Source organism: Pantoea sp. B270 (assembly GCF_018726825.1).
GTDB lineage: Bacteria > Pseudomonadota > Gammaproteobacteria > Enterobacterales > Enterobacteriaceae > Pantoea > Pantoea dispersa.
Map to the genome: position 1 here is coordinate 167,064 of NZ_JAHCSX010000002.1, position 25,788 is coordinate 192,851.

The 25,788-nt window shown below is 57.5% G+C and carries 32 protein-coding genes; 20 read left to right on the forward strand and 12 right to left on the reverse strand.

Annotated features, from left to right (window positions below; translation table 11 throughout):
* Positions 1-21: 21 nt before the first annotated feature.
* Entirely contained in the window at positions 22-876 is an 855-nt protein-coding gene (locus tag KOL70_RS17100; protein ID WP_215481128.1) for a LysR family transcriptional regulator, read from the reverse strand.
* A 118-nt stretch (positions 877-994) separates the two neighbouring features.
* On the opposite strand from KOL70_RS17100, the gene KOL70_RS17105 reads away from it, so the two are divergent.
* From KOL70_RS17105 to KOL70_RS17115, 3 genes are all read left to right on the forward strand, one after another.
* Positions 995-1,741: an SDR family NAD(P)-dependent oxidoreductase gene (locus KOL70_RS17105; protein ID WP_215481130.1), complete on the forward strand. Its 747-nt coding sequence runs from the start codon at positions 995-997 to the stop codon at positions 1,739-1,741.
* A 12-nt stretch (positions 1,742-1,753) separates the two neighbouring features.
* Positions 1,754-2,056 carry an EthD family reductase gene (locus KOL70_RS17110; RefSeq protein WP_021508836.1) on the forward strand — a complete coding sequence of 101 codons (303 nt, stop codon included), beginning with the start codon at positions 1,754-1,756 and terminating at the stop codon, positions 2,054-2,056.
* A gap of 214 nt (positions 2,057-2,270) precedes the next feature.
* On the forward strand, positions 2,271-2,582 hold the full coding sequence (locus tag KOL70_RS17115; RefSeq protein WP_058781017.1) for a hypothetical protein: 312 nt from the start codon (positions 2,271-2,273) through the stop codon (positions 2,580-2,582).
* A gap of 19 nt (positions 2,583-2,601) precedes the next feature.
* Here KOL70_RS17115 and KOL70_RS17120 read toward each other — a convergent pair whose 3' ends face one another.
* Positions 2,602-3,087 (reverse strand): helix-turn-helix domain-containing protein, encoded by a 486-nt coding sequence (locus KOL70_RS17120; RefSeq protein ID WP_215481131.1) that lies wholly within the window; start codon positions 3,085-3,087, stop codon positions 2,602-2,604.
* A gap of 127 nt (positions 3,088-3,214) precedes the next feature.
* Between KOL70_RS17120 and KOL70_RS17125 the strand changes: the two genes are divergently transcribed.
* On the forward strand, positions 3,215-4,426 hold the full coding sequence (locus KOL70_RS17125; protein ID WP_215481133.1) for an MFS transporter: 1,212 nt from the start codon (positions 3,215-3,217) through the stop codon (positions 4,424-4,426).
* A complete protein-coding gene (locus tag KOL70_RS17130) occupies positions 4,423-5,313 on the forward strand; it encodes an EamA family transporter (protein WP_021508839.1) in 891 nt (296 codons plus the stop codon). The genes KOL70_RS17125 and KOL70_RS17130 overlap by 4 nt, the downstream gene beginning before the upstream one ends.
* Positions 5,314-5,388: 75 nt before the next feature.
* Here KOL70_RS17130 and KOL70_RS17135 read toward each other — a convergent pair whose 3' ends face one another.
* Entirely contained in the window at positions 5,389-7,212 is a 1,824-nt protein-coding gene (locus tag KOL70_RS17135; protein ID WP_031279959.1) for a methyl-accepting chemotaxis protein, read from the reverse strand.
* Positions 7,213-7,550: 338 nt separating this feature from the next.
* Positions 7,551-8,489 (reverse strand): aromatic alcohol reductase, encoded by a 939-nt coding sequence (locus tag KOL70_RS17140; protein WP_031279960.1) that lies wholly within the window; start codon positions 8,487-8,489, stop codon positions 7,551-7,553.
* An 84-nt stretch (positions 8,490-8,573) separates the two neighbouring features.
* Between KOL70_RS17140 and KOL70_RS17145 the strand changes: the two genes are divergently transcribed.
* Positions 8,574-8,981: a helix-turn-helix domain-containing protein gene (locus tag KOL70_RS17145; protein WP_021508842.1), complete on the forward strand. Its 408-nt coding sequence runs from the start codon at positions 8,574-8,576 to the stop codon at positions 8,979-8,981.
* 83 nt (positions 8,982-9,064) lie between these two features.
* On the opposite strand, the gene KOL70_RS17150 is transcribed toward KOL70_RS17145, so the two are convergent.
* Positions 9,065-9,358, reverse strand: coding sequence for a helix-turn-helix domain-containing protein (locus tag KOL70_RS17150; RefSeq protein ID WP_215481135.1), 294 nt, complete (start codon positions 9,356-9,358; stop codon positions 9,065-9,067).
* A 140-nt stretch (positions 9,359-9,498) separates the two neighbouring features.
* Between KOL70_RS17150 and KOL70_RS17155 the strand changes: the two genes are divergently transcribed.
* The 4 genes from KOL70_RS17155 to KOL70_RS17170 all read left to right on the forward strand — a co-directional run bounded on the left by KOL70_RS17155 (position 9,499) and on the right by KOL70_RS17170 (position 13,350).
* Positions 9,499-10,308, forward strand: a complete 810-nt coding sequence (locus KOL70_RS17155) for an SDR family NAD(P)-dependent oxidoreductase (RefSeq protein ID WP_215481137.1) — start codon at positions 9,499-9,501, stop codon at positions 10,306-10,308.
* Between the two features lie 242 nt (positions 10,309-10,550).
* Positions 10,551-11,567 carry an ABC transporter substrate-binding protein gene (locus tag KOL70_RS17160; protein ID WP_031279962.1) on the forward strand — a complete coding sequence of 339 codons (1,017 nt, stop codon included), beginning with the start codon at positions 10,551-10,553 and terminating at the stop codon, positions 11,565-11,567.
* Complete coding sequence (locus tag KOL70_RS17165; RefSeq protein WP_021508846.1) at positions 11,564-12,595, forward strand: iron ABC transporter permease; 1,032 nt, start codon at positions 11,564-11,566, stop codon at positions 12,593-12,595. The genes KOL70_RS17160 and KOL70_RS17165 overlap by 4 nt, the downstream gene beginning before the upstream one ends.
* Positions 12,592-13,350 (forward strand): ABC transporter ATP-binding protein, encoded by a 759-nt coding sequence (locus KOL70_RS17170; protein WP_215481138.1) that lies wholly within the window; start codon positions 12,592-12,594, stop codon positions 13,348-13,350. Before KOL70_RS17165 ends, KOL70_RS17170 begins: the two co-directional genes overlap by 4 nt.
* A gap of 12 nt (positions 13,351-13,362) precedes the next feature.
* Here the strand turns inward: KOL70_RS17170 and KOL70_RS17175 are convergent, their stop codons facing one another.
* A complete protein-coding gene (locus KOL70_RS17175) occupies positions 13,363-13,548 on the reverse strand; it encodes a tautomerase family protein (RefSeq protein WP_021508848.1) in 186 nt (61 codons plus the stop codon).
* Positions 13,549-13,748: 200 nt separating this feature from the next.
* Here KOL70_RS17175 and KOL70_RS17180 point away from each other — a divergent pair, with 200 nt between their 5' ends.
* Genes KOL70_RS17180 through KOL70_RS17195 form a run of 4 tightly spaced genes read left to right on the forward strand, consistent with a single transcriptional unit; the run spans position 13,749 to position 18,388 of the window.
* Positions 13,749-15,281, forward strand: a complete 1,533-nt coding sequence (locus tag KOL70_RS17180) for an ABC transporter substrate-binding protein (RefSeq protein ID WP_215481140.1) — start codon at positions 13,749-13,751, stop codon at positions 15,279-15,281.
* Positions 15,274-16,209, forward strand: coding sequence for an ABC transporter permease (locus tag KOL70_RS17185; protein WP_058758969.1), 936 nt, complete (start codon positions 15,274-15,276; stop codon positions 16,207-16,209). Before KOL70_RS17180 ends, KOL70_RS17185 begins: the two co-directional genes overlap by 8 nt.
* A gap of 2 nt (positions 16,210-16,211) precedes the next feature.
* Positions 16,212-16,988, forward strand: coding sequence for an ABC transporter permease (locus KOL70_RS17190; protein WP_215481411.1), 777 nt, complete (start codon positions 16,212-16,214; stop codon positions 16,986-16,988).
* Positions 16,988-18,388: an ABC transporter ATP-binding protein gene (locus KOL70_RS17195; RefSeq protein ID WP_215481412.1), complete on the forward strand. Its 1,401-nt coding sequence runs from the start codon at positions 16,988-16,990 to the stop codon at positions 18,386-18,388. Before KOL70_RS17190 ends, KOL70_RS17195 begins: the two co-directional genes overlap by 1 nt.
* Here the strand turns inward: KOL70_RS17195 and KOL70_RS17200 are convergent.
* On the reverse strand, positions 18,385-18,906 hold the full coding sequence (locus KOL70_RS17200) for a GNAT family N-acetyltransferase (RefSeq protein ID WP_058776198.1): 522 nt from the start codon (positions 18,904-18,906) through the stop codon (positions 18,385-18,387). The genes KOL70_RS17195 and KOL70_RS17200 overlap by 4 nt on opposite strands.
* A gap of 191 nt (positions 18,907-19,097) precedes the next feature.
* Here KOL70_RS17200 and KOL70_RS17205 point away from each other — a divergent pair, with 191 nt between their 5' ends.
* Both KOL70_RS17205 and nadS read left to right on the forward strand, forming a co-directional pair.
* On the forward strand, positions 19,098-19,433 hold the full coding sequence (locus KOL70_RS17205; protein ID WP_181444762.1) for a type II toxin-antitoxin system RelE/ParE family toxin: 336 nt from the start codon (positions 19,098-19,100) through the stop codon (positions 19,431-19,433).
* A 25-nt stretch (positions 19,434-19,458) separates the two neighbouring features.
* Positions 19,459-19,755 (forward strand): NadS family protein, encoded by a 297-nt coding sequence (gene nadS / locus KOL70_RS17210; RefSeq protein WP_104187608.1) that lies wholly within the window; start codon positions 19,459-19,461, stop codon positions 19,753-19,755.
* 128 nt (positions 19,756-19,883) lie between these two features.
* Here the strand turns inward: nadS and KOL70_RS17215 are convergent, their stop codons facing one another.
* Complete coding sequence (locus KOL70_RS17215) at positions 19,884-20,432, reverse strand: helix-turn-helix domain-containing protein (RefSeq protein ID WP_058758972.1); 549 nt, start codon at positions 20,430-20,432, stop codon at positions 19,884-19,886.
* A gap of 102 nt (positions 20,433-20,534) precedes the next feature.
* Here KOL70_RS17215 and KOL70_RS17220 point away from each other — a divergent pair, with 102 nt between their 5' ends.
* The 3 genes from KOL70_RS17220 to corA all read left to right on the forward strand — a co-directional run bounded on the left by KOL70_RS17220 (position 20,535) and on the right by corA (position 22,584).
* Positions 20,535-21,209, forward strand: a complete 675-nt coding sequence (locus tag KOL70_RS17220; RefSeq protein ID WP_021508855.1) for an AzlC family ABC transporter permease — start codon at positions 20,535-20,537, stop codon at positions 21,207-21,209.
* Positions 21,199-21,519, forward strand: coding sequence for an AzlD domain-containing protein (locus KOL70_RS17225; RefSeq protein WP_215481142.1), 321 nt, complete (start codon positions 21,199-21,201; stop codon positions 21,517-21,519). Before KOL70_RS17220 ends, KOL70_RS17225 begins: the two co-directional genes overlap by 11 nt.
* A gap of 96 nt (positions 21,520-21,615) precedes the next feature.
* Positions 21,616-22,584, forward strand: coding sequence for a magnesium/cobalt transporter CorA (gene corA / locus KOL70_RS17230; protein WP_021508858.1), 969 nt, complete (start codon positions 21,616-21,618; stop codon positions 22,582-22,584).
* A 79-nt stretch (positions 22,585-22,663) separates the two neighbouring features.
* On the opposite strand, the gene KOL70_RS17235 is transcribed toward corA, so the two are convergent.
* Positions 22,664-23,398, reverse strand: a complete 735-nt coding sequence (locus KOL70_RS17235; protein WP_058781030.1) for an SDR family oxidoreductase — start codon at positions 23,396-23,398, stop codon at positions 22,664-22,666.
* A 160-nt stretch (positions 23,399-23,558) separates the two neighbouring features.
* On the opposite strand from KOL70_RS17235, the gene KOL70_RS17240 reads away from it, so the two are divergent.
* On the forward strand, positions 23,559-24,491 hold the full coding sequence (locus tag KOL70_RS17240; protein WP_125311235.1) for an AraC family transcriptional regulator: 933 nt from the start codon (positions 23,559-23,561) through the stop codon (positions 24,489-24,491).
* A gap of 1 nt (position 24,492) precedes the next feature.
* Here the strand turns inward: KOL70_RS17240 and KOL70_RS23755 are convergent, their stop codons facing one another.
* The 3 genes from KOL70_RS23755 to KOL70_RS17245 form a co-directional block, all read right to left on the reverse strand.
* Positions 24,493-24,624: a hypothetical protein gene (locus KOL70_RS23755; RefSeq protein WP_255412114.1), complete on the reverse strand. Its 132-nt coding sequence runs from the start codon at positions 24,622-24,624 to the stop codon at positions 24,493-24,495.
* A gap of 29 nt (positions 24,625-24,653) precedes the next feature.
* A complete protein-coding gene (locus tag KOL70_RS23760) occupies positions 24,654-24,785 on the reverse strand; it encodes a hypothetical protein (protein WP_254919537.1) in 132 nt (43 codons plus the stop codon).
* Between the two features lie 208 nt (positions 24,786-24,993).
* A complete protein-coding gene (locus KOL70_RS17245) occupies positions 24,994-25,698 on the reverse strand; it encodes an SDR family oxidoreductase (protein WP_059009326.1) in 705 nt (234 codons plus the stop codon).
* Positions 25,699-25,788 lie beyond the last annotated feature (90 nt).

The following is a 25,788-nucleotide window of genomic DNA, read 5'->3' on the forward strand; positions in this document are numbered from 1 at the left end:
CTGCGCTAATCCCTGCGACAGTTACTTCGCAATCAGCAGCGCATCGGCGATTTCCAGCATGGCGCGCAGGCGATCCATGTGCCGCAGATCCTGATGATAGCCTACCCAGATATCGCGCGAAGGCGGCGGCTGCGGGGTGGGAATCCGCTGCAGTCCATTGGTGGCATCGCCCAGCGGCTGGGGTAACACCGCCACGCCCATGCCGCGCCGGCACATCTGCGCCTGCACCGCCCGGCTGGTGCTGGTAAAAGCCCGCCGTGACTGTGGAAATTGATCGAGCAGCCAGACGACGTCCGGAAAATGCGCTTGCGCGGTATTCATCAGGATCAGCCCCACTGAGGCGGGATCGTGTTGCAATGCGCGGGCATTTTCAGGCGTGCCGTATAACGCATAGGTCATGCTCATCAGGCGCCGCTGGACGATATCCGGCTCGGTAAAAGGCACAATGCGAAAAGCCACGTCGGCGTCGCGCCGCGACAGATTGAGCAAACGGTAGCTGGCGATGATTTCCGGCACGATAGCGGGATGGCGCTGTGTCAGCTCGCTCAGTACCGGCGCCAGCACGGCGGTGGCAAACCACTCGGCACAGGAGATGCGTAAAATACCTTCCAGTCGCGGGTGATTGCCCGCAAGCCGTCTCTCCATCGCCAGCGCAGCATTTTCCATGCTTTCCGCCAGGCCCAGCACGGCGTCACCGGCATCAGTTAACACCAGGCCATCCGGCGTGCGGCGAAACAGCGCCTGATGGGCCTGCGCTTCCAGCACCTTAATGCGACGACCCACGGTCGGATGGCTGACGCCGAGCCGGCGCGCGGCCTCGCCATAGGATCCGCTGCGCATCACTGCCAGAAAGATCCGTACATCGCTCCATTCCATTGCGCTCGCCCCGTTCAAAAATGAACGTCGAATATACAAAAATGGCAGTTCTCAAACAACTTTGTAGCTATCACCATAACGGCATCATCCAGACTGAACTGATTGAGGATTGCAGAACATGAAGAAGCTTCAGGACAAAGTCGCCCTCGTAACCGGCGCATCTAAAGGCATTGGCGCGGCAATTGCCCGCCAGCTGGCCGCCGACGGCGCAGAGATCGTCGTCAACTATGCCGCGGATAAAAACGGGGCGGATAAGGTGGTCGCCGCTATTGAGGCCGCCGGTGGCACGGCGGTGGCGCTGGCAGCGGATGTCACCGATCAGCCGCAGGTTGAGGCACTCATTCAATCTACCCTCGCGCAGTTTGGCCGGCTGGACATCGTGGTGAACAATGCCGGTGTGTATCAGTTTGCGAAGATTGAAGAGAGCAGCGAAGCGCTGTATCGCAAGCAGTTTGACATCAATGTGCTCGGCCCGCTGCTGGTGACAGGCGCCGCGGTGCCACATCTGGGCAAGGGCAGCAGCATTATCAATATCAGCTCATTTGTGACGCGGGTATTTCTGGCGGGGAGCGCTATCTACAGCGGCAGCAAAGGCGCGATTGATGCCATTACCGGCGTGCTGGCGCGCGAACTCGGTCCGCGCGGCATCCGCGTCAACGCGGTCAATCCGGGGTTAATCGAAACCGAAGGCACGCACAGCACCGGCGCGATGGGATCGGAGTTTCAGCGCTGGAACGAAAGCCAGATGCCGCTTGGCCGTATTGGCCAGGTGCAGGATATTGCGCCGATTGTGGCTTATCTCGCTTCCGACGATGCCGGATGGGTGACGGGCGAGGTGATGATGGCGTCAGGCGGCATGCGTTAACGGGAGAAAAGGATGCATCAGATGATGGTGGTGTGCGTCGGCGATGAAACCCATCGCTTTGACCGCGACTATTATACCCACACGCACCTGCCGCTGGCGCTGGCGTGCTGGCAGGATTATGGGCTCATTTCGGCGGAAGCGTTCTATCCCGCTTCAGACCGCAGCGGCTGGCTCTCCATCGGTGTTTACACGTTTGCCTGTCAGCAGGATGTCAACCGGGCGCTGGAGTCCGAACAAACCAAAAGGGTGATGGCAGATGTGGTGCATTTTACCGACGCCACCACGGTGATTCGCAGCCATTTCATTCCCTTCTGAACGGCAGCGACGCCGCCGCGCGGTTATGCCCTCCATTCACCGGTTTGATAGCCTGCTTAATGAACGTATTGTGCATTAAGCAAGCATCCCGGCAGCAAAAACGGGACGCGCTGGTGCCAAATCAGGACAAACCAATCCCTGAATCTGGTACGTGGCGCTGCCTTTTGCTATTTCATGTGTGAGCTATCAACGCAGCAGCACACAGGACGCAAACATGAATTTTTACAGCAGCAGAGAATTTACGGGTTCCAAAGCCTGGGAGTCTCAGCATATTGCCAGCTTCGATAACACCAGCGTTAAACTGCACTGGACCGATCAACCCTATAAATGGCATATCAATGATGGACAAGAGGTGTTTGCCGTTATGGATGGTTGCGTTGACATGTTCTACAAACAAGCGGGCGAAGTGAGAACCCAACGATTAACCGCCGGTGATATTTTTTATGCCAGCGAAGGCACTGAACACGTCGCACATCCGCAGGGCGTAGCCCGGGTGCTGGTGATTGAACAAGCGGGATCGGTTTGATGCGACGCCTCAACCCCGGTTATTTCACGATCGACGAAGCCTGATCAGCGCGATTACCGGCTATGACGCGCCGGCGATGACAGTTGGCGGGATCGAGTCGTTCTCCCCGGGCAGAATACACGGCCAGTTCAGGTAACGGCTCACCGTTAGCGTTATCCAGCAAAACCGAGTGTGTCTCGCCTTTTTCAAACAGATAACGCTCTCCCCACTGGCGCATCGCCACGACGATTGGGAAGACGTCTCGTCCCCGTTCGGTCAGCACATATTCCTTGTAGGCGCTGCCATCTGACGCCGGACAACTCTCAAGCACGCCGACTTCGACCAGCAGTTTCAGCCGTGACGCCAGGATATTTTTTGCCAGCCCAAGGTTTTTCTGGAAATCACTGAAGCGGCGCACATCATCAAACGCTTCACGGATAATCATCAGACACCAGCGTTCGCCAATCACCTCCACGGTCCGGGCGACCGGGCATTCGCTGGTTCTGAGCGCTTCCTGTTTGGCCATCTTCTCTCTCACTCTGCTGATTTACTGACGGCAGCTTAGCCTTCAGCAAAACAAGTTGCAAAAAAAAACCACCGCTGCTACTTATAGAATAAATCGGTTTCAAAAAAAAACCACATAGGAATGCAACATGACTTGCACCAGTGACACCCCTGCAACCTCTGAGGTGCCTCTTTCGCCGGCGACGTCCTCAGTGCTGTCGCCTCACATCATTTTTCTGTTCTCACTGACCTGCGCGCTGGCTGTCGGCAATGTCTATTCTGCCCAGCCATTGCTGGAATCCATCTCCGCAACGCTGCAGGTTTCGCCCGGCACCATCGGCCTGGCTATCACGGCAACACAGGCGGGTTATGCCATGGGATTGTTCTTACTGGTGCCGCTCGGCGATCGCTTTGATCGCAAAAAGCTGGTGGTCACGCACCTGCTGTTTTCGGTGCTGGCACTGATCGCGGCGGCGTTAGCAAAGAGTTTTCTGGCGCTGCTGGTGGCGATGCTGCTGGTGGGGCTGATGGCGGTGGTGACGCAAACCGTGGTGGCGTGGGCCGCTATCCTGTCGGCACCGGCTCAGCGTGGCAAGGTGGTAGGCAGCGTCACCAGTGGCATCGTCATGGGCATACTGCTGGCGCGGCTGGTCTCTGGCATCATCGCCGATATCGCCGGCTGGCGGGCGGTGTATATGACCTCAGCCGCGCTGATGCTGCTGATTACCGTGCTGCTGATGAAAGTGATACCTGCTGCCGGTCCGCAGAACACAGCCACTTCCGTGGCCGGGCTGCTGGGGTCTGTCCCGCGTCTTTTCGTCACCGAGCCCTTGTTGCGTCAGCGCGGCGCGCTGGCTCTGCTGATTTTTGCCGCGTTCAGCATGTTGTGGAGTTCCATGGTTTTGCCGCTCACGGCCATGTCGCTTTCCCATACGCAAACAGGGCTGTTTAGTCTGGCCGGGATAGCCGGAGCGCTGGCGGCTTCCAGAAGTGGCACCTGGGCTGACAGGGGAATCGGCCAGCGCGCCAGCGGATGCGCACTGGTTTTATTAACGCTCTCGTGGCTCCCGATCGCCTTCGCGCAGACCTCTTTATTGTTGCTGGTTATCGGCGTGATCATGCTGGATTTCGCCGTACAGACGGTGCATGTCATCAACCAGAGCATGCTGATTGCTGGCAAACCCGCTATCACCAGCCGGCTTATCGGTGCCTATATGTGTTTTTATGCGACAGGCAGCGCGCTGGGCGCTATTACTGCCACTCAACTCTATGCGCACTGGGGATGGTATGCCGTGTGCGGCGGCGGGGCACTGGTCAGTGCCTGCGCACTTATTCTCTGGTATGGAACACGTCAATCATGAAATTATCACACCTGCTGCTGGCCATCGGTATTACCGCCATCTGGGGCATTAATTTTTCGGTGATTAAATTAGGGCTGCACGCCATCGATCCGTTTATTCTGGCAGGGCTGCGCTTTACGCTGTGTGCCATCCCGGCGCTCTTCTTTATTAAAAAACCTGACGTCCCGTGGCGCTACCTGATTGGCTACGGACTGGTGTTCGGCATTGGCTTGTGGGGCCTGGTCAATCTGGGAATAAAAACCGGGCTGTCGGCGGGGATCGCCTCGCTGGTGCTGCAGTTCAGTGCCTTTTTCACTCTGCTGCTCGGCAGTTATGTGTTTAAAGAACAGCTCAGCCGCTATCAGATCGTCGGCTTTGTGCTGGCGTGCAGTGGATTGATGAGCATTGTGTTTATTACCGACGGCTCGGTGACGTTTGCCGGGTTGCTGCTGGTGCTGGCAGGCGCCATAGCCTGGAGTATTGCCAATATCATCATGAAAAAAGCCGGCACGAAGCAGGTATTCGCGTTTCTGGTCTGGTCGAGCGCCTTTTCGCCGCTTCCGCTTTTTCTGCTGGACGGATTAATTAATGGCAGTGCGGGCTACAGCGCATTAATCAGCCATATGGATACCCGTGCGATATTGTCCATTCTGTTTCAGGTCTACCCCAATACGTTATTAGGCTACTGGATCTGGAATTCATTGCTTAAGCAGTATCCTGTCACCACCGTCGCGCCATTATCGCTGCTGGTGCCGGTATTCGGCATTCTCGGTTCGATGATGATATTTGGTGAAGTTATTTCTCCGATGAAAATCCTGGCGCTGGTACTGATTATTACCGGGCTGGCGGTTGGGTTGTATGGACAACGCATCAAACGTTATTTCATTCCGCAGTCGGATTCGCTGTGATCGGCAGCCCGCTGACGAGCCGTGATCCGACAAGAGCAGGCATCCCGCCCGCTCTCTCTGTCAGTGAAAATCCGCTTACTGCACCACGAAACGCGCGACTGAGCCTTCCAGTGTCGACGCCTGATCGCGCAGTGCGCTGGCGGCGGCCGATGATTCCTGCACCAGCGCGGCGTTCTGCTGCGTCACGCTGTCCATCTGAACGATAGCGACGCCAACCTGCGAAATGCCGCGATTCTGCTCATCGGATGCCTGCGCGATTTCGGCGAGGATGCTGGTTACGTTGCCAACGGAATGCACAATTTCATCCATGGTTTTACCGGCCTGACCCACCAGCTGTGAACCACTGCTGATACGCGCCACCGATTCGCCAATCAGGGTTTCGATCTCTTTGGCCGCCTGAGCGCTGCGCTGCGCCAGACTGCGCACCTCGCTGGCGACCACGGCAAAGCCGCGTCCCTGCTCACCGGCGCGCGCTGCTTCTACTGCTGCGTTTAACGCCAGGATATTGGTCTGGAAAGCAATGCTGTTAATGACGGTGGTGATTTCGGCGATTTTGCCGGAGCTGGCGCTGATCTGGTCCATGGTTTCAACCACGCCTTTGACCAGCGAGCCGCCCTGATTGGCCTTCTCCGAAGTGGCACGCGCCAGTTCGCTGGAGTGATGAATGTTTTCCACGTTCTGCTTCACGGTAGCGGTCAACTGCTCCATGCTGGCTGCCGTCTGCTCCAGCGCGGCCGCCTGCTCCTCGGTGCGGGCGGAAAGATCGTTATTGCCTGCAGCAATTTCTGCGGAAGCGTGGCTGACCTGCATCACGCCGCTGCGAATGTTACCAATGATGCCGCGCAGATCGTTGCTCATCTCACCGACCGCCTGCATCAGCTCGCCCAGTTCGTCCTTACGCGAAGTGTGCAGCTGTACGCTCAAGTCTCCCTGCGCAATCTGCCGCGCGACGTTCAGTGTTACCGCTAAAGGACGGGTAATCTGCCGGGTGATAAACACCGCAATCAGAATGCTGATTACCACAGCCGCCGCCAGGATCAGCGACATCCACAGGATTGCCCGGGCGATATCCTGGTGCGTGGCGGCCAGCTGCTGGGTAAATAATTGATTACTGGTATTAGTCAGATGCAGGCCCGCGATGGCAAGCTGGCGGGTCGCTTCCACTTCTTCTTCCGCGGAGGCGTTGTAGTCCTGCACGCTGTCGCGTCTGGCCGCCAGCGTTACGGCAATTTTATCCAGCGCGTTGCTGTCATCAGCACTCAGGCGTGGTCGTGCCTGGTCAATGAGTTGAATCGTTTCAGCTATAAAGCCTGACAAAGCCAGACGATTTTCATCGCTGTTGTCCAGCGCCATCAGCTTTACGCGAATACTAATACCGTTCAGATATTTAGCGATTTCAGTGAGCGCGGTTGCCGTATCCTGCTGTGTGCTGACGTAGTTTCTGGCCAGCGCGGCAACCGCCGTGGTTTCGTCACTGAAGCGCAGCGCCTGTAGAATGCTCTGGCGCTTATGCACTTCGTTCACCGTTTCTGCACGATGCTGACGATAAAGGTTCATCGCAGCCGGCAGAGAGGCAATCAGCGCGGTCTGCGCGCTATCCCATCGCCAGGTTTTCAGCTGGTTGATACTGCCCTCAATCGCCTGCAGTCGCGATTCGTTGTCGGCAATGAATTTTTCATCGTGGGTTTTTACGTATTGCAGGCGGGCATCTTTAGCCTGCGCGAACTGATCGTTGATGCCTTTCAACTGGCTGAGTTTTTCCGCACGTTCCGCGATGTCGTGCAGATTTTTGATGCCACAGGAAGCTACAGCAATGCTGAGGATAAGCAGCACACCAAACCCGAGCATGAGTTTTCTGCTGACTCTGATATCTTCCAAAAAAACACGTATTTTTTTCATTAAGGTGAATCTCCCTGGTTGTTGTTGTCCACGCTTTTGCCTGATGGCAATGGCGTTATCGGCAGGGAGACGGTTAATTTCAATTAAAATAATTAAAAAACATATAATCACCTAAATTTATTAGATGAGCTATGCTTGGGGAAGGGCTGCAACGGTAGGGCAGGCGTGGAGCTCGGGTTTTCTGTTTTAGATTGGTACTGATTTTGGCGGATAGCGGTGCGGGGGAAAGTATTGACGCAACCTGCCGGTTTGTCAAAGCGCCGGGATTTCAGGCGAAGGGCCCGATAGCCCTCAGGCCAGGCGTTGCGCCTGAGGACATTCCGCTACGCCTGAAATCCTCAGGACTCCGCTGGCTGATTCGTCAGCCACTGAGCGGCGCTGGTGGTGGCAATGTGTTCGCGGTAATTAAACGTTTCCTGTTTAGGCCATGCCACACCGTCCGGACGGGCAAAGGCCAGCCGATAGGCCGCGCCAGTGTCATGGGGATGACGCTCTGCATCTTCCCTTAGCCTTTCCCGGCTAAGTAATACTCGCCTGGCTGCGCTTTTCCAGTGAGATTGCATCAGGTCAGCCAGCTCTGCATAAGTCAGCGTATCGCCAGCGATATAAACAATGGCGTTCTGAAAAGCGGGCTGATGAAAGAAGATATCGGCTGTCAGCTGCCCGATATCGTCTGGCGTGGTGAGTGTCAGGGCATAGTTCCAGTCGCCGAGGGCATAAACCGTTTTATTCCCGGCATCGATCACGCCAAAATCGGGTTCAAACAGATAGCTGGTAAAAATACCGGTCGAAACAATTACCCAGTCAGTGTTGCTTTGGGCGCGCAGCAGATGGCGCACTTCAAGCTGCTCATCCCATACCGGTTGCCCACTCTCTTTGCCGATAACGTCATAATCCACGCCAAACTGCCAGGGAAAATAGCGGGCGACACCCGCCTTCAGCACGGCCTGAGTGATTCTGAGCTGCGTTCCCGGCCCGCCGACAAAACCACTGCAATTAATGATGGCATCATAAGTGCGAAATAATGCTGAGAGTTCGCTCAGGCTATTTTTCTGCAGGTCGCCTTCCACCACAGTGATATTTAGCTTTTGCAGCGCATCCAGCCGGGTTTTAAGTGGGCCGGACGTGACATGTGCAGCCTCGCTTCTGAGTAATACACTTATTTTAATCAGAGGATGCTGCTGCGCTTTTTTAGCCATGGCGTTTAACACCGCCATGCCTAATTCTCCTGCGCCGAGGATAAGAATATTTTCGACATGTTGATCAACGGGTAGCATGCTTGTCTCCTTAGGTTATATCCGTCATCCTGACAGCGGACAAACCCTGATTCAATCAGGTACACCCGTGATACCGGAGGAGAGATGGAACCCAATCGCGAAGCCCTGCTGCAGTTTTCCAGACAATTTTGTGAGGCGTTGAGTCACGATGATGAAACATTGAAGCGTGAAATTCTTTCACACGCCGGCAATCGCTGGTCGCTGGGTATATTGCATATTCTGGTCACCCATGGACCGTTGCGCCATGCAGAAATGGGTCGTTTACTGCATGGTGTCACACAACGAATGCTGACGCGCACACTGCGAACGCTTGAGCGTGACGGCCTTATATCCCGTTGTGATTATCAGGAAAAAGTACCGCGTGTCGTCTATACGGCCACGGACGCGGGCGAAGAAATGATGATGAAAATGATGCCGCTCTGGGCGTGGATTATTTCGTCGGCCGACTATTTTAAGCAAAGCAGAATTACGTTTGATACTCCTGATCAGTAATGGCATTAAATTGCGTGATGACGACCTTGCTGAGGATGCGTGATTATTTCCCTGCTGCCAATAGTGCAAAATTTTTTGCACTATTAATCCTGTCCCGGTTTTGACAGGTTGTCTCTTGAGAATTCACGCATTGAGAGCAGCACGGGCATCAGATTATGACCTGCATGCGTGAGTGCGTATTCAACACGTGGGGGCTGTTCACCAAAATCAGTGCGGGTTATCAGCCCATCACTTTCAAGCTTGCGCAGATGTTGAGTCAGGACTTTATGCGATATCTCCGGCATACTCTTCATGAATTGCGAGTGACGCATCACAGGCTCCGAAATAATCTGAATAAAATCTGTAGTGTCCATCTGCCGGAAATAATAGTTAAACATTGCGTGACATAAGCGACCGAACCTTCTGGTCCGAGACAACGTGTTTTCTCATCATCGCCTACAGGCACTTTCAGGTGCGTAATTGATTCATTCATCAGTTTATTTTCCAATAGATTTTTCACGTATTCTGGAGAACAGTAATGGATCTGAAACTCGACGGCAAAATTGCTCTGATAACGGGTAGCACCAAAGGTATTGGAGAAGCGGTAGCCAGAGGGCTTGCCGCTGAAGGCACCCGCGTTATTATACATGGCCGGGATGCGGCTAAAGCTGAAAATATCGCCAGCGATATCATAAAGCAAGGTGGACAAGCGTACGCAGTAACGGGAGATTTAACCCGTGAGGCAGATATTCAACTGCTTTATCAGCAAGTCTGTTTGCTTGTACAATCCGTTGATATTGTTGTTAATAATGCGGGTGGCTCCGGCCCCACAGAGGACTGGACGTCTTCTTTGCCAGAAACCTGGGCGGCTGGGTATGATAAAAATGTCCTTTCAGCCTTACGTGTCATTAATCTTTTTCTTCCTGGGATGCGTGAACAAAAATGGGGCAGAATCATTAATATTTCGAGCCTGGCAGCGTTGATGCCTCCCGCCAGGCGTCCGGATTATGCTGCTGCTAAAGCAGGGATTATTGCCATGACCTCATCGCTGGCAAAAGCGGTCGCACACGATGGCGTAACCGTAAATACTCTCTCACCGGGTACTATTCATAGTGCAAGCCTGGAAAAAGCGTTTCGTCAAACGGCCAAAGATGCAGGGCTTTCAGCTGACGCGCCCTGGGAAGATATTGAACAGGCCGTATTGCCCCTGTATGCCAATGTGCCCATGGCGCGCGTTGGTACGCTCAAAGAAATAGCGGACGCCATCACCTTTCTGGCCAGCCCGTTGTCGGGTTACATAACGGGTTCTAATTTAAGGCTTGATGGCGGTATGTGGCCCGGACTTTAAAGCCAGCCGCACAATATCCTGAATAAAATCTCTGTTTCAGCTACTACTTCATTCGATGACATCATCACAGCCGATTTAATTATCAGAACTGGGCGGGCTGCTGTTGCAGCCCTGCTTATACCCTAACGTCATCCTCTTCATGATGCGCGCAGTCCCGGTCGGTATGCCCAATCCTGATTATTGACAGTCCACGCCTGGTCATGCATATTGTTATGTTATAACGTAACAATGAAAGTACCATGATGAAAAACTCGCTCTCCCTGATTATTGCGGCGCTGCTGTCGCTTCCTGTATTCAATGCTAATGCCAGTAACTATCCGCTCACCGTTGATAACTGCGGTGTCCAGGAAACCTTCGCTCATCCGCCTGCGCGCGTCGTCACCGTTGGCCAGCATGAAACGGAACTGCTGCTGGCGCTCGGTCTGGCAGATAAAATTGCCGCAACCTCGGTGTGGTTTGGCGCGCTGCCCGCCGATTTGCAAGGGCAGGGCAGCCAGCTTAAACGGCTGGCCGATAACGCCCCAGGCTTTGAAGCGGTGGTGGCGCAGCGCCCGGAGCTGGTGCTGGCGCAGTACAGCTGGCACGTCGGGCCGCAGGGTGAAGTCGCCACGCGTGAACAGTTTGAACAGCTCGGCATCCGAACCTGGATTTCGCCTGCCGACTGCATCGGCAAAGCCGTCACCACCACGTCCAATAGCGACGGTGCACGCACCACACCGTATGGGATCGAGGTGATCTTTGCGGAAATCAGCGCGCTGGCGCGCATTTTTGATGTGCCGGCGCGTGGCGAAGCGCTCAAACAGCAACTGGCCGCTCGTATAGCACAGGTTCAGCAACAGCTGCACAAATCGCCGTCAGCGCCTCTGAAGGTGGTTTACTGGTTTTCCAGCCCGCGCCTGAAAGGCGATCCCTGGGTCGCCGGCAATAAAGGGGCGCCGGGCTGGATCAGCCAGACGCTCGGTCTGACTAACATTATCGATTCAGACGAAGAGTGGCCGGCGGTCACGTGGGAGCACATTGTCTCCGCGCAGCCGGACATCATCGTTATTGCCAGCATGGCGCGGCGGCTCTATCCCGCCGATGACGTCGCGGTTAAAAAACACTTTCTGCAAAGCGATCCGGTGACGCGTGAAATGCCAGCGGTGAAAAACGGCCACATCGTGGTGGTACCGGCCATGTCACTGAATCCCTCGTTGCGCAACGTAGAGGCCGTGGAGCTGATCGGTCAGCAGATCGCTGCTTTCGCACCTGCCCGATGAGCGCTCACGCTGTCTGTTACTGGCGCACCGGCCTGCTGATTGCTGCGGGCGCGCTCAGCCTGCCGGTGATGATGACGCTGGCCGCGGCAACCGGCGATGTCGCGATCAGCTTTACCCTGACCGCGCAGGCCATCACCAATGGTCTTGGCATCACCCATTACGACCTGCCGGCGCTGGAAGCCGGCATCGTCTGGCAATACCGCATGAGCCGCGCGCTGATGGCGGCGAGCAGCGGCGGCGGCCTGGCACTGTGTGGGATGGTGTTGCAGTCGTTGCTGCGCAATTCGCTGGCCGACCCTTATCTGCTGGGGATTTCCGCCGGTGCATCAACCGGCGCGGTGTGCGTGATGCTGCTTGGCATCGGCGGCGAGGCCATCACCACCGGTGCCGGCGCGTTTGGCGGTGCCTGTCTTGCATTTATGCTGATTGTTCTGCTCTCCGGCGGCATGCGGGAAAACACCGCGCGCATCATTCTGGCCGGTATTGCCGGGACGCAATTATTTAATGCGCTGACCGCTTACATTGTCAGCACGGCGGCCAATGCTGAGCAGTCGCGCGGCGTGATGTTCTGGCTGCTCGGCAGCCTGAGCGGCGTGCGCTGGGCAGATGCATTACTGTGTTTTGCCGTAACCCTCGCCGGTCTGCTGACTGTGCTCTACCATGCGCGCGCGCTGGATACCTTCTCGTTTGGCGCGGAAGTTTCCGCGACGCTGGGCACGCAGGTTTCAGCGGTGCGCATCGTATTACTGCTGACCACTGCGTTAGTGACGGCGGTAATCGTCAGCGCGATTGGCGCGGTCGGTTTTGTCGGGCTGGTGATCCCGCATATCACCCGCATGATTGCCGGGCCGCGTCATCTGGTGACGATCCCGCTCGCATTCCTGGGCGGCTGCCATTTCATGGTGATTGCCGACCTGGTATCGCGCACGTTAATCACCCATCAGGTGCTGCCGATAGGCGTAGTGACGGCGCTAGTCGGCGCTCCGGTGTTCGCCCTGATTCTGTATCGCAACCGGGAGAAATCATGAAGTATGTCGCGGTGGATAAACTGAGCGTGACGCTACAGGCGCGCAGCGTGTTATCTGACATCAGTTTTGCGGCGCAGCGGGGACAAACGGTCGGGTTGCTCGGCCCTAATGGCTCGGGCAAATCGACGCTCATCCGTGCGCTGGCGGGCGTTCAGCCTTGTGCTTATAACGGGCTGGAGATGGGCGGCACGCGGCTGAACCAACTCAGCCGGCGGCAGCGTGCCCGTACGCTGGCCTTCGTGCCGCAGCATGCCGAAATGGAAGCTGAGATGTGCGTTAGCGACATCGTGCGTCTGGGGCGGGCGCCGCATCGCAACGCGTTCAGCCCGTGGCGGACGGCAGATGAAACGGCAGTGCAGCACGCGCTGTCGCTGATGAAACTGGATGCGCTGGCCGGGCGGTCGTGGCAGCGGCTGTCCGGTGGCGAACGCCAGCGCTGCCAGATCGCACGTGCGCTCGCGCAGCAGCCGGATATCCTGTTGCTGGATGAGCCGATTAACCATCTGGATATTCAGTTTCAGCTCGAGCTGATGCGGCTGATTGCCGCACTGCCGGTCACGGTGATTGTGGCCCTGCACGACCTGAATCTGGCGGCAAAATTTTGCCAGCATCTGGTGGTGCTGCAGCACGGGCAAGTGGTGGCGAGCGGTGAGCCCGCCGCCGTGCTGACGCCTGCTCTGATTCAGCGGACGTGGCAGGTCGAGGCCATCGTCAACCGCAGCGAGCGCGGCATCATGAATATTCAGTACGCCTGAACCGGGCTGATCTTAACGTTCGTCGAACGGCACGCCGCCTTTGGATTTATGATGCTTCGGCGTTTCGATAATCGACACGGTGACCACATCAGCATCAATCTCAAACGAATCCACCACCGCTTGGGTGATGGCTTTAAGTAACTTTTTCTTCTGCTCAACGCTACGGCCTTCCGCAGCATAAACGACAATCTCTGGCATAACGGCGTTTCCTCACGGGTTAGAGTTCTTCTCAAGCATACCTCAGCCAGGCTGCCGCGCGCAGCGTTAACCTGTCGCGACGGTTAAAAGGCAACAAGCGCCTGACGAATTCCCTGCAATCACCGTGTGTTAAAGTGTGAATTGTTATGTTATAACGTAATTTATTCGATGATAGTGTAACGTTTTATTCGGAAAATTTAATGAAATCAATGCAAAATTTGCTGATCGCTGCGGCGCTCGGCCTGGCTTCCTGCGCCGTTGTGGCGGCGAGCACACCCGAAAAACCGGTGCGGATTGCCGCACCGTTTGAAATTAAATGCAGCGATCCGGCGCTCTCCGGCGACATTCTGTTGCGCATGGATGTGGTTGAAACGCTGGTAGAAGTGAACGAACGCGGTGAGCCGGTGGCGGCGCTGGCGCAGCGCTGGCAGGTCTCTGACGATGGGCTGCGCTGGCAGTTCCAGCTGCGCGACGGCGTGCATTTTCACGATGGCTCGCTGCTGGATGCGGTTGCCGTGGTGAAATCACTCAACACCGCACGCGGCAAAGCGGGCTTACTGGACAAAACGCCAATCGCCGACATCAGCGGGGCAGGGCAGCTTGTCACCATCACGCTGCGTGAACCCTTCACGCCGCTGCTGTCAGTCCTGGCGGAAAGCCGCTCGCAAATCCTCGCACTGGCCAGCTGGGATGCGCAGGGCAACATCACGCGCATTATTGGCAGCGGGCCGTTTACGCTCACTTCCTTCCAGCCGCCGCAGTCGCTGACGGTGGCGCGCTTCGCGGATTACTGGGGCGAGAAACCGGCGATTGCCGCCGCCAGCTATCTGGCGACCGGCCGCGCGGAAACCCGTGCGCTACTGGCAGAAAGCGGTGATGCAGATTACGTGTTTAACCTTGATGCCGCCAGCCGGCAGCGCCTGGCACGCAAAGCGTCGCTGCACATCCCGGCGATTCCGGTGCCGCGCACGTTGATGCTGAAGCTTAATCTGGCCGATCCGCTGCTGGCGGAACTGCCGGTACGTGAGGCGATTAGCATGGCGATCGATCGTAACGCGCTGGCGCAGGCGGTGCTGCGTTATCCGGGCGCAGCCAGCCAGCTGTTTCCCCCTAACATGGCAGAGTGGCACAACCCGGCACTCACGCCGCTGCACTATCAGCCGCAGCAGGCTGCTCAGTTATTACAGTCGGCCGGCTGGCAACGCGGCGCGGATGGCGTACTGACGCGCAACGGCCAGCGCTTTAGCCTGACGCTGCTGACCTATCCCGATCGCCCTGAGCTGCCGCTGATGGCGATGGTGATTCAGCAGCAGCTGCGTCAGGTCGGCATAGATGTGCGAATCAACGCAACCAACGCCAGCGAGATCCCGGCGCAGCACCACAACAACCGTCTGCAGCTGGCGCTGTTTGCGCGCAACTTTGCCCTGACGCCCGATCCGACCGGAACGCTGCTGCAGGATTATGGCACCCACGGCGGTGACTGGGGGGCGATGAACTGGCATGCGGCAGGCTTCGACGCGGCGCTCCACACGCTGACGCAATCCACCGATGGCGCAGCCCGCGCCGGGGCGCGCAGCGTCATCACCCGTGCGCTGCAACAGGATCTGCCGGTGATTCCGCTGGCCTGGTATCAGCAGTCGGCGGCGGTTAATAGCCAGCTGCAGGGCGTCAAACTCGATCCGTTTGAACGCCACTTCGGCCTGCGCCAGATGCACTGGGGGAGCCATGATTAAACAACTCAGCTGGCGCATGGCGCAGGCGCTGTTCGTGGTGCTGGCGGTAGGATTACTGACCTGGCTGCTGGTGCAGGCGCTGCCGGGCGACATGGCGTGGCGCATCGCCTCGGGGCGCTATGGTTACGATCGCGTCGATGCCGACGCGGTGGCGCGGGTACAGCAGGAGCTGGATGGAGCGCTTAGCGGCGGCAGTGCGCTGCTGCACTGGCTCTTCGATCTGCTGCAGTTTAACTTTGGCCGCTCGCTGGTTTCCGGTGAGCCGGTGATGGATGAGCTGCGCTGGCAGCTGGGCCAGACGCTGGCGCTGGCGGGCGTTTCGCTGCTGCTGGCGTTACTGCTGACGCTGCCGCTCGGCATCTGGGCCGGTTGCCACGCCAACGGCCGGCTTGACCGTGCGCTGTTCTGGCTGACCGCCTTGCTGAAATCGGTGCCGCATTTTGCACTCGGCATGCTGCTGATCCTGCTGTTCGCGCTGCAACTCGACTGGCTGCCGAGCGCCGGTCACGGCGAGCTGCGCCATTTCCTGTTGCCGGCACTGACGCTGGCATTGTCGCTGACGGCTGTCGGCGTGCGCGTGGTGCGCGAAGCCACCTGGCAGGTGGTGTCGTCCGGCTACTATCGCTGGGGAGCGCAAAAGGGACTGGCACCCGCGCGCCTGCTGCTGCGTCATGGCCTGCGTAATCTGAGCGCGCCGGTGCTGACGTGGTTTGGCATGCAGTTTGTCTGGCTGGTGGAAGGCGTGGTGGTGGTGGAAACCCTGTTTGCATGGCCGGGAATCGGTCACGCTCTGGTGCACGCCATTTTTGCGCGTGACGTGCCGGTGATTCAGGCCAGCGCCATGACGCTCGGCCTGCTGTTTGTCCTGCTGAACATGCTGGTGGATGCCGGTTGTCATCTGCTCGATCCCCGGGGGGCGCGCGCATGAAGATGACGCTTTCACGCTGGGTGGGTCTGGTACTGCTGGCAGCGCTGCTGGCTTACGCGTTTGTGCTGCCGCTGATTCAGCACGGCGATCCGCTCCAGCAGGATTTGCTGCAGATGTTGCAGACGCCGAACCGCAGCCATTTGCTCGGTTTCGACCATCTCGGTCGCGATATGTTAACGCGCCTCAGCGCCGCGCTGCGCCTGTCACTCGGGCTGGCAGCCCTGTGCGTGATCAGTGCGCTGATAGCGGGCGTGTTCACCGGTGTGCTCAGTGCGCTATACGGTGGCTGGCCGGAGCGATTACTGAGCATCGTCGGCGATATGTGCCTCGCGCTGCCGGGATTGCTGCTGGTGCTGCTGCTGGCCGCCATTGCGCCAGACGCGCCGCAGATGCTGTGGCTGGGCATTTCCCTGGTGCTGTGGGTGGAATTTTTCCGCGTCACGCGTGCCACGCTGCGGCCAATTGTGCAGGCGCCCGGTATGCAGGCCAGCAAACTGCTCGGGTTCTCTGCCTGGTATCGTTTTCGTCATCATCTGTGGCCTGAGCTGGCACCGGTGCTGCTGACGCTAACCTTGTTCTCTTTCAGCAGCGCCATCATGGCGGTGTCGGCGCTCGGGTTTATCAGCGTTGGCGTGCGTCCGCCTACGCCGGAGCTGGGCCTGATGATGACCGAACTGCTGCCGTTTGCGTGGGAAGCGCCGTGGCTGCTGATGCAGCCGGTAGCCGCACTGTTTTTACTGTTGATCAGCCTCAATCTGCTGATGAAAAAGGAGCGATGATGAAGGGATTACAGATCACCGGGCTGAGCGTTGCCACAGCGACTGAAACACTGGTTGAGCCGGTGGATGTGCGGCTACAACCCGGTCAGCCGCTGACGCTGCTCGGCGAAACCGGATCGGGGAAAAGTCTGCTGGCGCAGGCGATCATGGGAATATTGCCGCCGTCGCTGCTGGCCAGCGGTGAGTTGAAGATCAACGGCAGGCGCTTTCAGCTGCCGCAGGATACGGCGCAGCTGCGTCGGCTGTGGGGCAATACGCTGGCTTCGCTGCCGCAGGAGCCGTGGCTGTCGCTCGATCCGACCATGGCGATTCAGCAACAGGTGGCGGAAGGGCATCGCTTCGTGCGCGGTTTGCCGCCCGCCGCCAGCGCTGCAGCGGCGCAGCGGGATCTGCAGCAGCTTGGTCTGGCCGCGGCGGCACGGCGTTATCCGTGGCAGCTTTCCGGCGGCATGGCACAGCGCGCCGCGTTTGCGGCAGCCCGTGCCGGTGGCGCGCAGATTCTGATTGCCGATGAGCCGACCAAAGGGCTGGATGTGGCGCGCCGCGACGAAGTCAGCCAGCTGTTACAGCGCGAAGTGGCCGACGGCGGCATGCTGTTGACCATCACCCACGACATCGCCCTGGCACGCCAGCTGGGCGGCGACGTGCTGGTGATACATAAAGGCAGCGTGATTGAACAGGGCCCGGCGCAGCAGGTGTTGCAGTCACCGCAGCAGCCTTACACGCGCGCGCTGCTGGCTGCCGATCCGGCCGTCTGGCCCGCCCGACAGCAAACGGTGATCGGTGCCAGGCCGGTGATCAGCGCCCAGGACATTATGCTGGCGCGCGGGGGCAAAAGGCTGGGTGTGCCACGCGATTTCACGCTGCACGCCGGTGAAATCGTTGGCCTGCACGGTGCCAGCGGCAGCGGCAAAAGCAGCTTCGGCGACGTGCTGTTGGGGTTGCTCGTGCCGCAGCAGGGCCGCGTAACGCACCACGCTGATGCGGATGCGCTGAAATATCAGAAAATCTATCAGGATCCTTCCGCGCTGTTTCCGCCGCAGCGCACGCTGGGGCAAAGCATCAACGATGTGCTGCGGCGTCACGCTCTCCCGCCGGCACAGCGCGATGCGCTCATGACGCGGCTGGCTTTGCATCCCGCGCTGCTGACGCGGCGACCAGAGGCGCTCTCCGGCGGCGAACTGCAGCGCTTCGCGCTGCTGCGGGTGATGCTGCTGCGGCCGGTATTTCTGTTTGCCGATGAGCCGACGTCACGCCTCGATCCGCTGGTGCAGCAGCAAACATGGCAGTTGATCGCGGAACTGGCGCGCGAGCAGCAGTGCGCGGTGCTGCTGGTGAGTCATGACCGCGATCTGCTGGAGAAAGGCACGCATCGGGTGATCGCCATGGAAGCGGCTTAGCGATCGGGCGGCTGGCTGTCACCGGGCCCGAGACTCCGCTGCATTACCACGGTGTCCAGCCAGCGGCCATGTTTGTAACCCACCGATTTCATCACGCCGGTGTGCTCAAAACCGAGCGCCCGGTGTACTCCCAGCGAGCCCTGGTTGGCGCTGTCACCGATAATCGCGATGATCTGGCGAAAGCCAGCGGCTTCGGCCAGCGCCACCGCTTTTTGCAGCAGCGCTTTACCGATACCGCGTCCGGTTTGCTGCGGGTCGAGATAGATAGAGTCTTCCAGCGTGAAGCGGTAGGCGTAACGCGGACGATACGGCGCGAGATAGCAGTAACCCAGCACCTGATCCTGCTCTTCAGCCACCAGCCAGTAACCGCCGCGCTCATGCACGTCATTGATACGCCGCAGCATTTCACTCTCCGCCGGCGGTTCCGTTTCGAAGGTTGCGGTGCCGTGCAGCACGTGCCAGGCGTAAATCTTCTGTATCGCCGCCGCGTGATGCGGCTGCGCGGGAATAATGTCCATATGTTCCTGCTGTTCTGCCAATGATGCTGACAGCATGCCACCGCGCTGCAGCGCAATCATCCGCATTAGTCATAGGAAATTGTGATAGTGGTTTTGCTAATGGGTTTTAAGACGATGCGTATCTCGCTCAAAATCCTAAAGCCGTACCCTGTACCAAAAATAGCTGGAAATCAGTACGGGGTACGACTAAAGTGACGGGTAATTATCTGGAATTTATCGAAACGCGCGTGTTTTCAAAAGCTCGTCAGAGTCTGCTGGCAGACGATCAAGAATTTCAGGAACTGCAAATTTTTTTGCTTGAGCATCATGAGTTAGGTGACACCATTAGTCAGACCGGAGGATGCAAAAAGATTCGCTGGAGCCGGGCCGGAATGGGTAAACGTGGTGGAACAAGGATTATTTATTACACCCGCCTGAGCTCAGGCAGAATTTATCTGTTACTCATCTATCCCAAAAATGTGAAGGATGATTTAAATGAAGCAGAAAAAGCGTTGCTAAAAGTCTTTACCCAACAAATGAACCTCTAAGCCATAGACCTGCGAAGATTAAATTATGGAAAAACAGCTATTTAATGACCTGCTGGAAAGCGTACAGGAAATGGTCGCCATTGAGCAGGGTCATGAATCACCGGATATGAACCGCGTCCACCGTCATGAACTGCCGGATGTAAAGCTGATCAGAAAGAATGCTGGGCTAAAACAAGTTGAATTTGCCCATGCGATGGGCGTTAGCGTGGATCTTATTCGTAGCTGGGAGCAGCACAGACGCAACCCTACCGGTCCAGCATTGAAAATGCTTTATCTGATTCAGCAGCAGCCATTACTCATCAATGCTTTACAGGCGCTGTAATTCTTGTTGTGCCACCGATTATTATCCCGGCACGGCAGATTGTCTTTTGCGGAGCCTTCAGTAACCACTAAACGGATTGAGCTCACAAACTTTTGCTGTGAGCGAGTCCATATTTGCTGGCTTTACGCCTAATTCTGCTCTGACAACTGTACCGCCATGGTATCGGCTTCGAGCGCCTCGAAGATGTGCGGTTCATCGGCGGGATAACAAATATAATCACCGGGGAACAGTTCGACCGGCGCTTCCATCAGGCCAACCCGCGCGCGGCCGCGAGCCAGGATGATGTGTTCGACGGAACCCGGTGGATGCGGTTTTGACGCGCGCGGTGCGCCGGGCTGGCTGGTGATCAGATACAGGTCGCGGCGGCCGCCCGGCGGGCAGCTGGCCAGTAGCGCGGCCTGAAAGTCCGCTAACTCTGCTGACACCACCATGCCTTCGCCACGCCGAATCACCTGCATCTTTTTCACTTCCGGCTCCATCAGCCGTGCAAACGGAATATTCAGCGCCACACACAGTGACCATAACGTCTCAATGCTGGGGTTACCGTTGCCTGCCTCCAGCTGCGACAGCGTTGACTTGGCGATGCCAGCGCGGCGCGCCACTTCTGTCAGCGAAAGTCCGGCGCGCTGGCGTTCGCGCACCAGTCCGGCGGCAATGATAGCAATGGGCGGGGTCACAATTACTCCTGTTCTTTATATCGAACGATTTGTTCATCTTGTAAAACAAGTACGGCGCGTTCATTATAACGGCTTTCTTGTTCGTTATGAGATCAAATTGTGATGCGTCTGGGTGCCGTACCGCTTGATCGCGGCGTATTGAAAGCGATCTTCCTTGTTTGTCTGGCCGACGGCATCGTTGGCCTTTCCTATGGTTCTCTTGCCGCTGCCGACGGTTTTCCGCTCTGGGTGCCGATTGCGCTCTCGACGCTGGTGCTGGCGGGGGCGTCCGAGTTTTTGTTTATTGGCATAGTGGCAGGCGGCGGCAGTCCGCTAACCGCTGCCGCTGCCGGTTTACTGGTCAACGCACGTCATCTGCCGTTTGGCATTGCGGTGAAAGACCTGGTCGGGCAGGGCGGACGCAGCCTGCTGGGGTGCCATATCATGAATGACGAGAGCGTGGTGTTCGGTATTTCACAGCCAAAGCTGGCGCAGCGTCGGGCGGCTTACTGGATTTGCGGACTGGGTATTTTTGCCATCTGGCCGCTTACGGTGATTGCCGGTGCGGTGATTGGACGCTTTATTCCTGATGTGTCGGCGATTGGCCTGGACGCGGTGTTTCCGGCCATCCTGATCGCGCTGATTTTCCCGGCGCTGCGCCAGCGTCGCACGCGCATTCCGGCCACCCTCGGTGCACTGTTGTCCGTGCTGGCAACGCCTTTTGTGCCAGCCGGTATGCCAGTGCTGTTTTCTTTACTCGGTTTGCTGAGCTGGCGGGAGCGCAAAGATGCAAAATAGTTTAGTGATTGTCGGCATCGCGCTGCTGGCTGCAGGGACGTATGCGATTCGCTTTGCCGGTTACCGGCTGGGCAGCCGGATGCACATGTCGGAACGTGTGCGCAACATGCTGTCCGACGCGGCAACGGTGCTGCTGCTGGCTGTCGCTGTCACCACCGCGCTGTTTGAGGGCACCGATTTCGCCGGCGTCGCGCGACTGACCGGCGTGTTGTTCGCGGTATTTCTCGCCTGGCGTCGCGCGCCATTGATACTGGTAATCATCGGTGCGGCTGTGATGACGGCGCTGCTGCGCTATTTTGGCGTGCCGTAAGCGGCGGCGAGACGACCGGCGCAAAGATGACGGCGCACTGGCACCTGCTTTGCAGCTATGATTAGGGATAGTGAGTACAACAAGGACAACGCGAAAATGGTGATTAACTGCGTGGTGTATCGCCACGGCAAACGCGAAGAGCATGTCGAAGTCGATCAAATCAGCGAAGTGCTGAAAGAGGAAAAATCGTTCGTCTGGCTTGGCCTGTATCAACCCGATCCGGCGTTCATGCAAACGCTGCAGGAAGAGTTTAGCCTGCATGAGCTGGCGATTGAGGATGCGCTGGTGGCGCATCAGCGGCCCAAGATTGAGCAGTACGGCGAATCGGTATTTATCGTGGTGAAAACCGCACACATGGAAGATCGCCAGCGCATCAGCTTTGGCGAAACCCACTTTTTCCTCGGCAAAAATTTTCTGATTACCGTGCGGCACGGTTCGGTTGAGGGCTATAAAGCGATTCGCGCTAAAGCCGAGAAAAACCATGCCATGCTGTGCCAGGGACCCGGCTATGCGCTCTACTGCATTCTCGATTTTATCGTCGACAACTACAGTAAGATCACCGAATCGCTGAGTGAACGTATTGCTGATCTGGAAGACGGCATGTTCACCACCCGCTTTGACAGCGTCACGCTGGAGAATGTCTACCACTTGCGGCGTCAGCTGCTGTCGTTGCGCAATGCGGCGATGCCGGTGACAGAGATCTGCCCGCAGCTGGTGCGCTTCCATGAAGATATCATCCCGAAAAATCTGCGCGCCTATCTGCGCGACGTGCAGGATCACGCGCACCACGTCATGATTGATGCCGAGGATATGCGCGAAACGCTGGCCAGCGCCATGCAGGTGAATCTGGCGCTGGTGTCAGTGCAGCAGAGTGAGGTGAACAAAAAGCTGGCCGGCTGGGGGGCGATTCTGATTGTGCCGACCATCATCTTTAGTATGTACGGTATGAACTTCTCTGATATGCCCGAGCTGCACAGCCACTTTGGCTATCCAGCGGCGCTGGCGGTCACGCTGGTGATCTGTTTCGTTATGTGGTGGCGGCTGAAAAAAGCGGGCTGGCTGTAAGCGTGATGGCCTGCGCGCGCTGTCACCAGACGCGCAGGCCAGGGCGATTTCAGCCTGAAATCGCCAGGCCCAATCTGCCTCAATGCGCGCTGGCAGTAGGGCGCACCGTGATCTCATTGACATCAACTTCGCCAGGCTGATTAATGGCCCAGCTCACCGCCTGCGCAATGGCTTCGGGTTTTAACGCAATCTGACGATAGCTCTGCATGGCCACGCGTGCGGTCTCGTCAGTGATGGTGTCCGCCAGTTCCGATTCCACTACGCCGGGATTAATGACCGTCACCCGCAGCTGGCGCGATTCCTGACGCAGGCCATCCGAAATGGCGCGAACGGCGAATTTTGTGGCGCAATACACCGCTGCCGTCGGCGATACCGCCAGCGCACCAATCGAGGCGATATTGATGATATGGCCGCTTTGCTGCGATTCCATAAGCGGCAGTACGGCAGCGATGCCGTACAGTACGCCACGCACGTTGACGTCGAGCATACGGTCCCATTCATCCACCTTCAGCGAACTGAGCGGCGACAGCGGCATGACGCCGGCATTGTTGATCATTACATCAACCCGACCATATTTATCGCGGGCAAAATCGGCCAGCTGCTGCGTATCGGCTCGCTGCGTCACGTCGGTGGCCAGATAATCCAGTTGCGCGCCGCTGGCACGCAGTTCATCACACAGTATTGCCAGCCGATCGGTACGGCGCGCGCCCAGCACCAGTTTATGCCCCTGACTGGCCAGCAGACGCGCTATCGCTTCGCCGATGCCGCTGCTGGCGCCGGTCAGAATAATCACTTTCGCATTGGAATGAGCCATGATGGTTTCCTCGTGTTGGTTGACGAGGCTATTGTGGAAAACGCCGGCTAAAGCGAACAGACCGGATTGTGGCGCATCATTGCCTGATTCTCTCGTCACGGTTGTGAGTAAGGAAGAAACCTGGCTATGCTTTGCCTGAACCTCTCACCGGAAACCCGTTATGTCGCAAACCGTACAACAGCAGACCTGCGCGCTGCTGCGCCAGCTGGCACCGCAGGAAGGTTACACCGCTTCACTGCTCGACGGCGTGCGCTTTATGCGTGCCGACCGGCAGTGGGCGCGCACGCCGGTTCTTTATGAGCCGAGCATCATCATTATCTGCCAGGGCTCGAAGCGGGCGTTTCTTGCCGACAAAATGTATCGCTACGACGCACAGCACTATCTGGTGTTGTCGGTGCCGCTGCCATTCTCCGCTGAGACTGAAGCGACCTCGGCTGAACCGTTGCTGGGGCTGGCTATCCGTCTGGATGCGGCCACGCTGGCACGACTGGTGACGCAGGTCGCAGCGGCAGACATTCCGCTGGCGGAGACACCAGCCAGCATTATTTCGACGCCGGTAAATGAGACGCTGGCGGATAGCACGCTGCGCCTGTTGCAGGCGCTGAGCGATCCGCTGGAAGCGCAGGTTTTAGGTCCGGCACGGGTAGAAGAGATTTGCTTTCGTGTGTTGCTGGGTGAGCAGGGCGGTGCGGTGCGCGCAGCGCTGACCTATCAGGGGCACTTTGGCCGCATCGCGCGGGCGCTGCAGCGCATTCATGCTGACTGGCAGCAGCCGCTGGATGTGCCGCATCTGGCCAGCGAAGCGGGCATGAGCGTTCCGCGCTTCCATCTGCATTTCAAAAGCGTGACACAGACCTCGCCGATTCAGTATCTCAAGTCGCTGCGGCTGCATCAGGCGCGTTTGATGATGATTCGCGATAATCTCACTGCCGCCGGTGCCGCCGCACGCGTCGGTTACGAAAGTGATTCACAGTTTAACCGGGAGTTTAAGCGGATGTTTGGTCGCACCCCGGCTGACGAGGCGCGGGTGATGAAACGCGCATTTGCGCTGCTGCCGCCGGAACAGTTATCCGCGCGGCTGCAGGCACATTAGGTCAGTACGCGATAACGATTGCCACCACCACGCCAATCCAGAACAGCAGGCTGGCAGCCAGTGCCAGCTGGCACAGTAACCGGCGGGAAAAACTCAGCAGCGCACTGAGGCGCGGCGATAACATTAATACCATAATCATCCCTCACAACAGCCAGCAACCGATCAGCGCAGCCCCATCACGGCAACCACCAGCAGAATCCAGAAAAATGCACAACCTGTCAGCAGAAAACGCCAGACAAGATGGCGTTCGGGAGTCAGCAGCGTGTGCAGACGCATACGAAGAAGCAGTGGCATAGCGACCTCAAATCAGAAAGTTTTATAGGGAATATCCGGCAGCTGAGAACAGAAAATTCTGTCAGCGAATAAGAACATTCTGACGTGTTATAAGGCCGCGAAACGACAAGACCAGTCTTGAAAACAGGCTGAGAAATTCCTTAGCAGGCAGGCAATAGCCACAGCGGATATCAGATGCCGCTGTGACCATCAGGCACAGCAAAGCCGGTTACACGCTGCGCGTGACGCCGCCGTCCACGCGAATATTTTGCCCGGTGATATAAGCCGCGCCGGGCGAAGCAAGAAACGCAATGGTAGCCGCCACTTCTGCAGCCGTGCCATAGCGCTGCATGGGCACGCTGTCGCGCCGTTCATCCGTTTTCGGCAGGCTATCAATCCAGCCTGGCAGGACGTTATTGATACGAATATTCTCAGCTGCGTAGGTGTCGGCAAAGATTTTACTGAAAGAAGCCAGACCGGCACGGAACACGGCCGAGGTCGGGAACATGTCGGTGGGTTCAAACGTCCATGCCGATGAGATATTAATGATACTGCCGCCACCCTGCTGCTGCATGATCGGCGTGACCAGACGTACAGCGCGCACCACGTTGAGGAAGTAGGTTTCCATTCCCTGCTGCCACGCATCATCGCTTAATTCAAGGATCGGCGCGCGCGGACCGTGACCGGCACTGTTAACCAGCACGTCGATACGTCCCCAGCGCGCCAGTGTGGCATCAATCAATTGCTGCAAATCGTCTACTGACTGATTCGAACCGGTAATGCCGAGCCCGCCCAGACGATTTGCCAGTGCCTCGCCTTTGCCGGAGGAGGAAAGAATCGCGACCCTGAAACCCTCGCTGGCCAGCTTCTCCGCTGCCGCTGCGCCCATACCGCTGCCACCTGCGACAATCACCGCAACTTTTTCTACTGTCATGTGAGTAACCTCATCAATTAAATATCCTGTCATGCCAGTATAATGGCCGGGAGATGCCGCAGAGAGTCAGCTCAGCTGGCAATTGACGAT

What these genes read in the sequence shown, in the direction of transcription:
- KOL70_RS17120 (WP_215481131.1), bottom strand. Translation starts at nt 3,087, where the DNA reads ATGGCCAAACAGGAAGCGCTCAGAACCAGCGAATGCCCGGTCGCCCGG.
- KOL70_RS17130 (WP_021508839.1), top strand. Translation starts at nt 4,423, where the DNA reads ATGAAATTATCACACCTGCTGCTGGCCATCGGTATTACCGCCATCTGG.
- KOL70_RS17245 (WP_059009326.1), bottom strand. Translation starts at nt 25,698, where the DNA reads ATGACAGTAGAAAAAGTTGCGGTGATTGTCGCAGGTGGCAGCGGTATG.
- KOL70_RS17185 (WP_058758969.1), top strand. Translation starts at nt 15,274, where the DNA reads ATGATTAAACAACTCAGCTGGCGCATGGCGCAGGCGCTGTTCGTGGTG.
- KOL70_RS17115 (WP_058781017.1), top strand. Translation starts at nt 2,271, where the DNA reads ATGAATTTTTACAGCAGCAGAGAATTTACGGGTTCCAAAGCCTGGGAG.
- KOL70_RS17155 (WP_215481137.1), top strand. Translation starts at nt 9,499, where the DNA reads ATGGATCTGAAACTCGACGGCAAAATTGCTCTGATAACGGGTAGCACC.
- KOL70_RS17110 (WP_021508836.1), top strand. Translation starts at nt 1,754, where the DNA reads ATGCATCAGATGATGGTGGTGTGCGTCGGCGATGAAACCCATCGCTTT.
- KOL70_RS17235 (WP_058781030.1), bottom strand. Translation starts at nt 23,398, where the DNA reads ATGGCTCATTCCAATGCGAAAGTGATTATTCTGACCGGCGCCAGCAGC.
- KOL70_RS17150 (WP_215481135.1), bottom strand. Translation starts at nt 9,358, where the DNA reads ATGTTTAACTATTATTTCCGGCAGATGGACACTACAGATTTTATTCAG.
- KOL70_RS17195 (WP_215481412.1), top strand. Translation starts at nt 16,988, where the DNA reads ATGAAGGGATTACAGATCACCGGGCTGAGCGTTGCCACAGCGACTGAA.
- KOL70_RS17225 (WP_215481142.1), top strand. Translation starts at nt 21,199, where the DNA reads ATGCAAAATAGTTTAGTGATTGTCGGCATCGCGCTGCTGGCTGCAGGG.
- KOL70_RS17220 (WP_021508855.1), top strand. Translation starts at nt 20,535, where the DNA reads ATGCGTCTGGGTGCCGTACCGCTTGATCGCGGCGTATTGAAAGCGATC.
- corA (WP_021508858.1), top strand. Translation starts at nt 21,616, where the DNA reads ATGGTGATTAACTGCGTGGTGTATCGCCACGGCAAACGCGAAGAGCAT.
- KOL70_RS17190 (WP_215481411.1), top strand. Translation starts at nt 16,212, where the DNA reads ATGACGCTTTCACGCTGGGTGGGTCTGGTACTGCTGGCAGCGCTGCTG.
- KOL70_RS17100 (WP_215481128.1), bottom strand. Translation starts at nt 876, where the DNA reads ATGGAATGGAGCGATGTACGGATCTTTCTGGCAGTGATGCGCAGCGGA.
- KOL70_RS17180 (WP_215481140.1), top strand. Translation starts at nt 13,749, where the DNA reads ATGAAATCAATGCAAAATTTGCTGATCGCTGCGGCGCTCGGCCTGGCT.
- KOL70_RS17125 (WP_215481133.1), top strand. Translation starts at nt 3,215, where the DNA reads ATGACTTGCACCAGTGACACCCCTGCAACCTCTGAGGTGCCTCTTTCG.
- KOL70_RS17105 (WP_215481130.1), top strand. Translation starts at nt 995, where the DNA reads ATGAAGAAGCTTCAGGACAAAGTCGCCCTCGTAACCGGCGCATCTAAA.
- KOL70_RS17170 (WP_215481138.1), top strand. Translation starts at nt 12,592, where the DNA reads ATGAAGTATGTCGCGGTGGATAAACTGAGCGTGACGCTACAGGCGCGC.
- KOL70_RS17165 (WP_021508846.1), top strand. Translation starts at nt 11,564, where the DNA reads ATGAGCGCTCACGCTGTCTGTTACTGGCGCACCGGCCTGCTGATTGCT.
- KOL70_RS17135 (WP_031279959.1), bottom strand. Translation starts at nt 7,212, where the DNA reads ATGAAAAAAATACGTGTTTTTTTGGAAGATATCAGAGTCAGCAGAAAA.
- KOL70_RS23755 (WP_255412114.1), bottom strand. Translation starts at nt 24,624, where the DNA reads ATGGTATTAATGTTATCGCCGCGCCTCAGTGCGCTGCTGAGTTTTTCC.
- KOL70_RS17145 (WP_021508842.1), top strand. Translation starts at nt 8,574, where the DNA reads ATGGAACCCAATCGCGAAGCCCTGCTGCAGTTTTCCAGACAATTTTGT.
- KOL70_RS17200 (WP_058776198.1), bottom strand. Translation starts at nt 18,906, where the DNA reads ATGGACATTATTCCCGCGCAGCCGCATCACGCGGCGGCGATACAGAAG.
- KOL70_RS17240 (WP_125311235.1), top strand. Translation starts at nt 23,559, where the DNA reads ATGTCGCAAACCGTACAACAGCAGACCTGCGCGCTGCTGCGCCAGCTG.
- KOL70_RS17140 (WP_031279960.1), bottom strand. Translation starts at nt 8,489, where the DNA reads ATGCTACCCGTTGATCAACATGTCGAAAATATTCTTATCCTCGGCGCA.
- KOL70_RS17175 (WP_021508848.1), bottom strand. Translation starts at nt 13,548, where the DNA reads ATGCCAGAGATTGTCGTTTATGCTGCGGAAGGCCGTAGCGTTGAGCAG.
- KOL70_RS23760 (WP_254919537.1), bottom strand. Translation starts at nt 24,785, where the DNA reads ATGCCACTGCTTCTTCGTATGCGTCTGCACACGCTGCTGACTCCCGAA.
- nadS (WP_104187608.1), top strand. Translation starts at nt 19,459, where the DNA reads ATGGAAAAACAGCTATTTAATGACCTGCTGGAAAGCGTACAGGAAATG.
- KOL70_RS17160 (WP_031279962.1), top strand. Translation starts at nt 10,551, where the DNA reads ATGAAAAACTCGCTCTCCCTGATTATTGCGGCGCTGCTGTCGCTTCCT.